7 protein-coding genes are annotated in these 10,960 nt (G+C 65.0%); 4 read left to right on the top strand and 3 right to left on the bottom strand.

The annotated features are described in order from the left end of the window. Positions 1-212: 212 nt before the first annotated feature. Entirely contained in the window at positions 213-1,007 is a 795-nt protein-coding gene (locus DVDV_RS20285; protein ID WP_083634850.1) for a YceI family protein, read from the bottom strand. Between the two features lie 16 nt (positions 1,008-1,023). Beyond that, on the bottom strand, positions 1,024-1,659 hold the full coding sequence (locus DVDV_RS20280; RefSeq protein ID WP_075356396.1) for a nitroreductase family protein: 636 nt from the start codon (positions 1,657-1,659) through the stop codon (positions 1,024-1,026). Positions 1,660-1,823: 164 nt separating this feature from the next. Here DVDV_RS20280 and DVDV_RS20275 point away from each other — a divergent pair, with 164 nt between their 5' ends. From DVDV_RS20275 to DVDV_RS23635, 3 genes are read left to right on the top strand one after another with little or no spacing between them, the layout of a single operon-like run. Next, positions 1,824-3,746, top strand: a complete 1,923-nt coding sequence (locus tag DVDV_RS20275; RefSeq protein WP_075356395.1) for an aconitate hydratase — start codon at positions 1,824-1,826, stop codon at positions 3,744-3,746. A 29-nt stretch (positions 3,747-3,775) separates the two neighbouring features. Next, positions 3,776-4,486 carry a peptidylprolyl isomerase gene (locus DVDV_RS23640; protein WP_254845469.1) on the top strand — a complete coding sequence of 237 codons (711 nt, stop codon included), beginning with the start codon at positions 3,776-3,778 and terminating at the stop codon, positions 4,484-4,486. Positions 4,487-4,490: 4 nt separating this feature from the next. Next, positions 4,491-5,732, top strand: a complete 1,242-nt coding sequence (locus DVDV_RS23635) for a peptidyl-prolyl cis-trans isomerase (RefSeq protein ID WP_254845468.1) — start codon at positions 4,491-4,493, stop codon at positions 5,730-5,732. Positions 5,733-6,008: 276 nt separating this feature from the next. Here the strand turns inward: DVDV_RS23635 and DVDV_RS20265 are convergent, their stop codons facing one another. Continuing rightward, positions 6,009-8,099 (bottom strand): methyl-accepting chemotaxis protein, encoded by a 2,091-nt coding sequence (locus DVDV_RS20265; RefSeq protein WP_254845467.1) that lies wholly within the window; start codon positions 8,097-8,099, stop codon positions 6,009-6,011. 722 nt (positions 8,100-8,821) lie between these two features. Between DVDV_RS20265 and DVDV_RS20260 the strand changes: the two genes are divergently transcribed. Then, positions 8,822-10,873 (top strand): cache domain-containing protein, encoded by a 2,052-nt coding sequence (locus DVDV_RS20260; protein WP_075356393.1) that lies wholly within the window; start codon positions 8,822-8,824, stop codon positions 10,871-10,873. The last annotated feature ends 87 nt before the right edge of the window (positions 10,874-10,960 follow it).

Genomic DNA, 10,960 nt, shown 5'->3' with positions numbered 1-10,960 from the left:
CCGGGGATGATCCCCCCGGACCCCTGCAAAGGGGGGAGGTTATAATGGGGTTCCTGGCGTAAGCCACAAATGCGCGCTTGATGGGAACCACCGTTTGGAATCCCACCTGGAGAGCGTTTCATTTGACCGGCCGCCGCCAATGACGCCGGCCGTCCCGTGCCCCGCAGCCCTTGGGCCCACGGGAACGCGGCGGCCGGCGTCGCCAACCCGCCCTACTGCGGTTTGATGCAGCCCGGCCGGGCCGCCAGCGTCTCGCCGCTGACCCGGATGTCGGTGGCGTCGCCAACCGCCCCCATCTTGAAGTACTTGCCGGTGCCGACATGGTACTCCAGCCGGTTGATGGAAAAAGCCGCCTCATAGCCGGTCACATCCACGCAGGGCATCATGGGATGGGGCTTGGTGCCAAGCAGCCTGACCGGAATCGTTACCTCTTTGGCCACGTCCTTGATGGCCAGCTTGCCCGTGACGTTGACCTTGCCCTTGCCGGCCGGGACGATCCGGCTGCCGGTAAAGGTCATGGCCGGATAGGCGGCCGTATCTAGAAATTCGGCCGTGCGCAGATGGGTGTCGCGGGCGGCAACCCCGGTGTCCACGCTGGCGGTCTGGACGGCAAAGGCCACCCGGCCCTTGGCCGGGTTGGCCGCCGGAATGTCGATTGCGCCGGACACGGCGTCGAAGCGCCCGGCCACCGGGGCCACGATATGGCGGATCCAGAAGGTGGCGGCGGTATGGGGCGGGTCCAGGGTTGCGCCGTCCACCACCGGCCCGGCCTCGGGTTTGGCCTGGGCCGCGGGTGCGGCCGGGACAGCCTCGGTCGTGGCCGGTGCGTCACTGGCGGCCAGGAGCAAAAGGCCCGTCCCCGGACCGGCCTGGGCCGGCCCGGTGGCGGCAGCCCGGGCAGCGGGTTGGTCAAGGAGCAAGGATCCGGCCGGCTGGGCCAGGGCCGGACCGGCGAGGACGGCGGACAGGGCCAAAACGGCCAGAGGGGACGTGAGGGTAAGGCGCATGGCAGACCTCCTTGGTCTAATCGGGCAGCGTGTAGCGGATGTCGTCAGCGGGAAACCGCCATTTGGCCGGGGCGACCGTGACGCCGGGCTTGAGCCGGCCCACGGCCATAAGCAGCGGTATCCAGAAATGCTCAGGGATCCCGAAGGCCTTGCGCACGCCGTCGTGGTCAAAGCCGTCCATGGGATGGGTGACGTAGCCGGCGTCGGCCGCGGCATACATGAAGGTCATGGCGAAAAACGCGGTGTTTTTGGCGGCAAAGGCCAGGGATTTTTCCGGGGTCGCGCCGTAGAGGCTCGTCACGGCGGCGGCGAATTCTTCGCGCTGCCCGGGTTTGTAGCGCCCGGTCTGCATGAGGTAGGAGAACTGGCGCTCAAAGGCCGGGGAAAAGACCTTCCAGGCCTCGGTATCGGCCAGGAACATGAGGACCACCGGGGCCTCGGTGACCTTGGGCTGGTCCCAGGCCAGGGCGCGCAGGGTGGCCTTTTGGGCCGCCTGGCGCACCACCGCCACGCGCCAGGGCTGCAGGTTGAAGCTTGAGGGGGCGCGTGCGGCGATATCCAGCAGACGGTCCAGGTCGGCCTCGGGCACGTCGGATTCGGGATCGAAGAAATTAACGGCCCGGCGGGCCAGCATGACATCAGTGAAATCCATGGCACACTCCTTTTTGTGATCGTGCCACTGTGCGCCGGTCGCAAACACACGTCAAGGCCGGCCGGCGACCCGTGTCCGGCCCCGGCCCACTTGACTAAAGCGGCGCGGGGAGGCATGCAGGCCGGACATTTTCTCCTTTCCTCCAGACAAAAAGGACTTCTCCCATGGCCCTCAATCTGACCCAAAAGATTATCAAGGAGCACCTTGTTTCCGGCGAAATGACCGCCGGGGCCGAAGTTGCCCTTCGTATCGACCAGACGCTCACCCAGGATGCCACCGGCACCATGGCCTATCTCCAGTTCGAGGCCATCGGCCTGCCGCGCGTGCGCACCGAACTGTCCGTCAGTTATGTGGACCACAACACCCTGCAGATGGGCTTTCGCAATCCCGACGACCACGCCTATCTGCGCACCGTGGCCGCCAAATTCGGCATCACCTTCTCCCCGGCCGGCACCGGCATCTGCCACCAGCTCCATCTGGAAAATTTCGCCAAGCCGGGCAAGACGCTGGTTGGCTCCGACTCCCACACCCCGACCGCCGGCGGCGTCGGGTCCATGGCCATGGGAGCCGGCGGCCTGTCCGTCGCCCTGGCCATGGCCGGCGAGCCCTATGTCATCGCCATGCCCAAGGTGGTCAAGATCCACCTGACCGGCGCCCTTCCGGGCTGGGCCACGGGCAAGGACGTGATCCTGCACCTGCTTGGGCTTCTCACCGTCAAAGGGGGCGTGGGCAAGGTCATGGAATACGCCGGACCGGGCGTGGCCACCTTGTCCGTGCCCGAGCGCGCGGTCATCACCAACATGGGGGCCGAACTCGGGGCCACCACCTCGATCTTCCCGTCCGACGACGTGACCAAGGCCTTTTTCACCGCCATGGGCCGGCCCGAAGACTACGCGCCCCTGGCCGCCGATCCCGACGCCGCCTACGACGAGGTGGTCACCATCGACCTGTCGTGCCTGGAGCCGCTGGCTGCCGCGCCGCACATGCCCGACCGCATGGTCCGCATCGCCGACCTCGACGGCATGAAGGTCGATCAGGTCTGCATCGGCTCGTGCACCAACTCGTCGTATGCCGACCTCAAAGCCGTGGCTCAGATCCTGGCCGGCAAACGCATCGATCCGGCCACCGATCTGCTCATCTCGCCGGGCTCCAAGCAGGTGCTCAAGATGCTGGCCGCCGAGGGCCTCATTGATCCGCTGCTCGACGCCGGGGCGCGGCTGCTCGAGTGCTCCTGCGGTCCGTGCATCGGCATGGGCGGCTCCCCGGTCTCGGCCGGCGTGTCGGCCCGGACGTTTAACCGCAATTTCGAAGGGCGTTCCGGCACCCAGGACGGACAGGTCTATCTGGTCAGCCCCCAGACCGCGGCCATGGCCGCCCTCTGCGGCGCCTTCACCGACCCGGCCACCTGGGGCGAGGCCCCGGAAAAGGCCGAGTTCCCGGCCGTGGTCCCGAGCATCCGCCACCTGTTCCTGACCCCGCCGGCCGACGGTGCCGGCGTGGCCATCACCCGCGGCCCCAACATCGCCCCGCTGCCGCCCTTTACCGCCCTGCCCGCGGCCATCGAGGCCCCGGTGGCCCTTAAGGTCGGCGACGACATCACCACCGACCACATCCTGCCGGCCGGAGCCCAGATCACGGCCCTTCGCTCCAACATCCCGGCCATTAGCGAGTACATCTTCAGCCGGGTGGACGCGGAGTTTGTCGCGCGCATCAAAAAGCTCGGCAAGGGCGTGATCCTTGGCGGCGAGAACTACGGCCAGGGGTCGAGCCGCGAACATGCCGCCCTTGGCCCCCGCTACCTCGGCGTTGTCGCCGTGGTGGCCAAGTCCATGGCCCGCATCCACCGCGCCAACCTCGTCAACTTCGGCATTCTGCCGCTTTTGCTGGCGGACAAGTCCGACTACGACCGCATCCCGGCCGGAGCCGACATCCGCCTTGACACCACGGCCATCGCCCCGGGCAAAGCCTGCCCCATGACCGTGGCCGGCATTGGCGACGTCATGGTCGTAAACGACCTGACCGCCAAGGAACTCGAAATCATCAAAGCTGGCGGCCTGCTCAATCAGGTCCGCCAGGCTCGCGCCTAACACGCGGCGCACCGCGCCGAGGAGAACCCATGCTCGATCCTATGCGGAGATACGCCCAATCCTGGGGTATCAAGATCGTTTTCGGTCTGATCATCATTGTCTTCGTCTTCTGGGGCGTCGGCAACATGCAAGGCGACAAGGCCACCGTGCTGGCCACGGTGGACGAACAGCCCATCCTGATCAAGGACTATGAAAAGTCCTACCAGGAGAACCTGCGGCTGGTGAAAAACAAGAACCCCAACGTCACGGACAAGGAACTGCAGGAAGGCGGCTTTCGCTGGCAGGTCTTCAGCAATCTGGTGACCACCAAGCTGCTGGAGGCCCAGGCCCAGAAGCTCGGCATCGCCGTCACCACCGAGGAACTGCGGGCCGAGATTGCCAAGATTCCGGCCTTCCAGAACGAGTCCAAGCAGTTTGATCCCAAGCGCTACGAGAATCTGCTCAAGGCCAACGACGTCTCCCCCGGGGAGTTCGAGACCGACTTCCGCCAGCAGCTGTTGCTGGAAAAACTGGCCGCCTTTGTCGGGCTGCCGGCCACGGTGGCCGAGTCCGAGGCCCGTTCCATCTTCGACTTCATGCGCGAGCAGGCCGTCATCCACTACATTCCCTTCAGCTCGGCCGATTTCGCCAAGGGCGTGACCATCTCCGACGCCCAGATCAAGACCTATTACGACGCGCGCAAGGATGAATTTGCCACGCCGGCCCAGGTCAAGATCGATTTCGTGGAATTCACCCCCTAAGGCCATGGCCAAGCCCCAGGACGTGACCGACGCGGACATCGAGGCCAGCTACAAGGCCAACCTGAAGAAATACGAACGCCCCGAACAGGTGCACGTGCGCCACATCCTCATGATCCTTCCGCCGGATGCGCCCAAGGAAGTGGTGGACGCAGCCGAAGCCCGGCTCAAGGCCATGGCCGAAAAAGTCCGCAAGGGCACGGACTTCGCCACGTTTTTGCCCAAGGACCCCAACAACCCCGACGGCATCATCGGCGAGGACTGGGCCTGGCTGCCCAAGGGCAGCCTGCCCAAGGAATTCGGCCCCTTCGAGGAAAAGGCCTTTTCGCTTAAAAAAGACGAGGTCAGCGAGCCCGTGCGCACGAGCCTTGGCCTGCACCTCATCCAGGGCGGCGACAAGCAGGCCGCCGGCCAGCGCAGCCTGGCCGAGGTCAAGGACGACATCCGGGCCGAACTGGCCGAACAGCGCGCCGCCGACAAGCTGACCAAGGCCCTGGACGTGGTCCAGGAAAAGCTGGCTTCCGGGGAATCCCTGGAAGCGGCCGTGGCCGAAGAAAAGGTCGCCCTCAAGACCTCGGCCTTTTTCGCCAGGGAAACCCCGCCCGCCGAGCTGGGACTGTCCGAGCCGGCCGTGACCACCATCTTTGCCCTCAAAAAGGGCCAGACCGCCGACGCCCCCCTGTCCACCCAGGACGGCTTCCTGCTGGTCCGGGCCGCTGACGTCAAGGAACCCGGCGTCGAGCCCCTCGAGGCCGTCAAGGACGTCATCAAGACCCGCCTGACCGAAGAAGAGGGACTCAAGCTGGCCAAGGCCAAGGCCGACGAAGCGGCCAAGGCCATGGAGACCGAGGAAGGCCAGAAAAAACTGTTGGCCGAGTACAAGGACAAGATCGCGACCTCGGCCCCGTTTACCCGCCAGGGTTTCATTCCGGGCCTGGGCATGGCCCCGGTGCTGGTGCAGACGGCCTTTGAAGCCAAGGACCCGGGCTGGTTCAAGACGGCTTACGGCGTGGCCGGCGCCTACGTCCTGGCCGGCCTGGACAAGCGCATCCCGGCTGATGCCGCGCTGTGGGACAAGGAAAAAGAGCGCTGGGTGGCCACTCTGACCCAGTCCAAGCAGACCGAACTCTTCCGGGCCTACCTCGGCAGCCTGCAGCAGGCCGCCAAGGTGGTCGTCGTCAACGAGGCCATCCTGGGACCGCAGCCCAAGGGCGCCGGCGGACTGGTCGGCGGAGCCGACGGCAAATAACCCCTCCCCCGCACCAAACGAAACGGGCGCAGCCAACCGGCTGCGCCCGTTTTTCTTTGGGGCCGCCAAGCCCTCCCCCTGGCCGACCTGGCCGACCTGGCCGACCTGGCCGACCTGGCCGACCTGGCCGACTGCGCCGACTGGGCCGACTGCCCCCCGACTGGCTGCCTTCCGGCCCAAGCCGCCCTGGCGGTCAGCGGCCCGGCCGGGCCAACGCACAACGGCCCTGGCGCGGCAGGCGCACCAGGGCCGTTGCCTCAGGGCCGGGACTGCCGGTTAGGCCGGCAGTTGCCGGCAGGCCGGGCTCTCCGATTCCAGGGCGCAGATGAGGTCTTTGAGGACCACCGCCTGCTCGGCCAGATCAGCCACGGCCCGGGCCGCCTCGCGCATGGCTCCCACCGTCTCCGAGGCGATGCCGTTGATCTCCTCGATATGGCGGTTGATCTCCTCGGTGGCCGAGGATTGCTGCTCGGCTGCCGTGGCAATGGCCCGGACCTGATCCGAGGACTGGGCAAACATGGCCAGCAGACTGGCCAGCCCGTGGGCGGCCTGATCGGTGCGGGCCATGGACTGCTCGATGATCTGCTTGGCCTTGTCCATGCCGGTGAGGGTGCCGCCCACCCCGCGCCGGATGCCGGCCACGGCCTCGCCCACTTCCTTGGTGGCGGTCATGGTCTTTTCGGCCAGCTTACGCACCTCGTCGGCCACCACGGCAAAGCCCCGGCCGGCCTCGCCGGCCCGGGCGGCCTCGATGGCGGCGTTTAAGGCCAGCAGGTTGGTCTGGTCGGCAATATCCTCGATGGTCTGGGCAATGGAGCCGATGCCGTCGGCCTTGTGGCTCAAATCCGACACCGAATCGTAGACCGCCTCAAACCCCAGGCTGATGCCGTGGACATCGGCCTTGACCTGCTCCATCTGCCGGCCGCCGTCCTCGGCTGCGGCCTTGGACTGTTCGGCCAGCCGGGCGGTGACCTCGGCGTTGCGGGCGATTTCCAGCACCGAGGCGGTCATCTCCTCCACGGCGGTGGCCGTCTCGTTGATCCGCCCGGACTGGTGTTCGGCCCCGTGGGTGGATTCGCCGATCTGGGCCGAGAGTTCGGAGGAAGCGGTGGTCACGATGTCCACGACGCCGGTCAGGCGCTCGGCGGCGTGGAGCATTCCCTCGATCCGGGCGGCTTCGGCCCGGGTCGTGGCTGCCTCGGCCCGGGCGGCCGCCTCTTCGGCCTGGGCGGCCTTGTGTTCGGCCTCGGCGCTTTTGGCCTCGATCTCGCCGACGTGGGCCAGGAGCGTGGCCGAGGTTTGGTTCAGCGCCTCATAGACTTGGCCCACCTCGTCGCGCCGGCGGACAGTCAGCCGGGACTGGTAATTGCCGCTGCCGATCTCTTTGAGGTGGTTGATCATGCGCCCAAGCGGCCGAAACACGTCGGCCGTCAGGAAAAAGGAAATCACGCCGCAGATGACGGCCAGGATGGCGGCAAAGCCCAGGGCCGACTTCCACATGAGGCTTTGCATGGGTCCGACGAGTTCGTCGTATTCGACAAAGGTCAGAAACTTCCAGCCAAGCCCCGTGGCCGTGGAGGTCAGGGCCAGGAACCGCCGGCCGTCCATTTCCACCAGACTGTGGCCGTCCGGGCTCTTGAAGACCGCCTCCAGGGCCGGCACGCCAAGCTCCCCGATCTTCTTGAAATTGAACTTTTCGTTTTTCGGATCGGAAATGACCACCCCGTCGCCCTGGACAAAGACCACATAGCCGGTCTTGGCGATGCGGATGTCCTTGACGATCTTGGTCAACACGCCAAGCGAGATGTCAACGCCGATGGCCCCCAGGGTGCGCCCCTTGTCCGTGACCACCTTGGTGACGCTGACCACGGCCTCGCCGGTGGTGGACATGTAGGCCTTGGAAATGATCGGCCGGTCAGGCGTCTGCATGGCCTCCTGGTACCAGGGCCGCTTTCGGGGATCGTAGCCGACCGGCAGCTCCCCGGCCACGCTCGAGAGAAACCCGCCGTCGCCCGAGCCGAAAAAGACCTCGACATAGGCCGGGTGGGTGGCCTGAACCCGGGCGAAAGCGGCCGTGATCTCCTGGCCGAGCTGATCGTCGGGCCGGGGAATGGACTTGGTTTTCTGCGTCGTGCCGGCGTAGGACGTGAGCGTGGCGTCCACCTTGGGCAGCAGCGGATCGGCGGCCAGCTGGGCCACGTTCTGTTTGGCCTGGTCCGTGAAGATGGCCATGGCGTTTTCCAGCTGCCGTATCTCCTTCTGGATTGCCGCCACATGCAGAGACACCGTGTCATCGTAAATGGTGTTAAAGATGACTCCCAATACAATAGTCGTGGGAATGGAGATCACCAGAATCAACTGAAGCATGATTCTCAATTTAATGGATCGCATCGAATCTTCCTTTTACCCTGGCAGTTCTTGCCAAAAATCAGTTTCCCACAACCACATTCACAAACCAATACAAAGCAGCGCACGCCCCAGGGCCGAGAATCACCAGACCAAATCCTAGAAGGTGCCTTCAAACATTCCTATCCGGTCTCGGTTCAATTACAAGAGCGTGGCGGACAAAAAAACAGCCTGCCCCCTGTCCGACCGGGACAACGCAATCCGCCGGCCATCCGAAGCGCTCTTTTCAAGAGCCGCGCGTTCTGTTTCCGTTTGGCCCCGCTTCCGATATTGCCCGTATTGCCCGTCGTCAAGGCCAATTCCGGTCACGATTTGTCATTCACAGCGATCAAAAACAACGGATTCTCCGTCGTTGACTTTTTTGTCTGACAGTGATTCCGTGACCCCGTCTTGGGCCACAGACAGGGTTTTTCCGATTGTCGGAGTGCCAATCGGCGTTTTTTCGGCCCAAGCCCCTTCCTTTTGCTCTGTCTGCCACTGTCACGGACTGTTCACGGTACGGCTCTCATCGGCGCACCGACTGCCCGCAATGGCATTTTCAACACGAATGTAGCCAACGCGATACTCAACACCAGTTTGACCATGGTACCGCCATGCCCAGACCGGGTCCTGCGTCGCCGCGTCCGGCACTGTCCCATGCCGTGCGGCGTCCGAAATGATTGCTACCCCAGGGAGGCTTTCGTATGGACAGGGAACTCATCAGACGCCACCAGCAGATGCTGCTGCGGGCCATGCCCTCGGTGGATGCCTGCCAAAGCGTCCTCGGCCGGCTCGACCGGCAGTGGACCCGGGCAACGCTCACCGGCAAGATCAACTGCAGCCGCATCGCCCAGACGCTCATTGACTTCATCATCAGCACCCAGGACAATTTCGCCACCCTGCAGCAAAACCTGCTCGACACCCTGGTCCTGGAAAACACCCAGAAAGTGGTGCTGGAAATTTCCGCCGTGGCCCAGGTGGCCATCGACATCCTCAAACGCAACCTGTTCGAGCGCACGGCCGACGTCGGGTTCCTGGCCACGGACGACGACATCGTCCAGTTGCTCCTGGCCGGCGATTTTTCGCGGCAGGCCGTGGCCCCCATCGAGGAGCGCCTGGCCGAGTACCGCAACAAGTACACGGTCTACTGGGAGATTGTGGTCCTTGACGCCGAGGGCAACGTGCGCGCCCACCTGGACCGCGACAATCCCCTGTCCCGGTCGACCGACCCGCTCCTGGCCGAGGCCATGGCCGCGCCCCAGTATGTGGAAACCTACCGCCCGACCGATCTCGCCCCGGGCCGCGGCGACGTGCTGGCCTATTCCCAGGCCATCCGCCATCCGGCCACCAACCAGCCCATCGGCGTCCTGGCCCTGCTCTTTGATTTCGAAGGCGAGATGGCCGGCATCTTCGAGAGCCTCAAGCGCTCCTCCGACGACATCGTCATCATGATCCTCGACGAGGCCGGCCGGGCCATCGCCACCAGCGACCCGGCCCGCGCCCCGGGCGGCCGGACCTACCCGCTGGCCCTTCGCGACGATTTCCACATGGCCCAGCTCGGCGGCGAGGGCTATCTGGCCAAGACGCTCACCACCAAGGGCTACCAGGGATTTATCGGCCTGCCCTGGTACGGGCATGTGCAAAAACGGGTGGCCACGGCCTTTAAAAACGACACCAACGGCCATCACTTCGACGAGAACGCCATCCGCAGCAACGCCATCTTCTCCTCCCGGCTCCTGCAAGTGGAAGAGGCTTCCGAAAACGTCCTGTCCGACCTCGAACTGGTGGTGCAAAACGGCGAGATCATGGCCGCCAAGAAATCCGTCCAGTCCGACGCCTCGGAACGGGTGGAAGCCCAAGCCCTGCCCCACGTCCTGGGCGAGGTCAAAAAGATCGGCGATCAGGTGCAGCACGTCTTCCAGGAATCGACCGGCGGCCTTTTAAAGCTCGTCACCGCCTCGCGCCTGCACGACGCCCAGTTCCTGGCCGCCCTGGCCATCGACATCATGGACCGCAACCTCTACGAGCGGGCCAATGACTGCCGCTGGTGGGCCCTGACCTCGGATTTCCGCCGCTTCCTGGACAAACCGCGCCTGCCCGAGGCCGATCGCAGCCGGATGCGCGAAATCCTGGCCTATATAAACAGCCTCTACACCGTCTACACCAACCTCTTCGTCTACGACCGCGAAGGCCGCATCCTGGCCTGCTCCAATCCCGACGAGCACCGCCAGGAAGGCCGCAGCATAACCGAACGCTTCGTGGCCGAGACGCTTTCCATCTCCGATTCCCAGCTCTACCGGGTCTCGGATTTCGCGCCCTCCGACCTCTACGAGGCCGCCGGCCAGCCCCGCCATACCTACATCTACAACGCGCCGATAACCTCCCTCGAACGCCCGGACACGGTCCTTGGCGGCATCGGCATCGTGTTCGATTCCGAACCGCAGTTCCAGTCGATGTTAAACGACTGCCTGCCCCGGGACGGCCAGGGCGACATCCTGGCCGGCTCGGAAGGCATGTTCGTGGACCCGGCCGGCCGCATCGTGGCCTCGACCAATCCCGAACACGCTCCGGGCGACGTCATCGATCTGGCCGGCGTCTTCTGCCAGCTGGCCTGCGGCCAGATCACCTCGCATCTGGTGGCCGAAGGCGACAAACTCTACGCCGTCGGCTGCGCCCACTCCGCCGGCTACCGGGAGTTCAAACGGGGCGACGGGTACGTGAACGATCTGCTTGGAGTGGTAAAGGTGCGGATTTAGGGTGGAGTTGACGGCGAAGAAAGAGAAAAGATGCCTCCGGCGGCCGGGGGGATGATCCCCCCGGACCCCTGCAAAGGGAAAAGTTGG

This window comes from Desulfovibrio sp. DV, assembly GCF_001936595.1.
Lineage (GTDB): Bacteria > Desulfobacterota > Desulfovibrionia > Desulfovibrionales > Desulfovibrionaceae > Solidesulfovibrio.
This window is presented reverse-complemented; position numbering and strand designations above follow the sequence as displayed.

Coding starts and splice junctions, on each gene's coding strand:
- DVDV_RS20285 (WP_083634850.1), bottom strand. CDS start 1,007: ATGCGCCTTACCCTCACGTCCCCTCTGGCCGTTTTGGCCCTGTCCGCC.
- DVDV_RS20280 (WP_075356396.1), bottom strand. CDS start 1,659: ATGGATTTCACTGATGTCATGCTGGCCCGCCGGGCCGTTAATTTCTTC.
- DVDV_RS20275 (WP_075356395.1), top strand. CDS start 1,824: ATGGCCCTCAATCTGACCCAAAAGATTATCAAGGAGCACCTTGTTTCC.
- DVDV_RS23640 (WP_254845469.1), top strand. CDS start 3,776: ATGCTCGATCCTATGCGGAGATACGCCCAATCCTGGGGTATCAAGATC.
- DVDV_RS23635 (WP_254845468.1), top strand. CDS start 4,491: ATGGCCAAGCCCCAGGACGTGACCGACGCGGACATCGAGGCCAGCTAC.
- DVDV_RS20265 (WP_254845467.1), bottom strand. CDS start 8,099: ATGCTTCAGTTGATTCTGGTGATCTCCATTCCCACGACTATTGTATTG.
- DVDV_RS20260 (WP_075356393.1), top strand. CDS start 8,822: ATGGACAGGGAACTCATCAGACGCCACCAGCAGATGCTGCTGCGGGCC.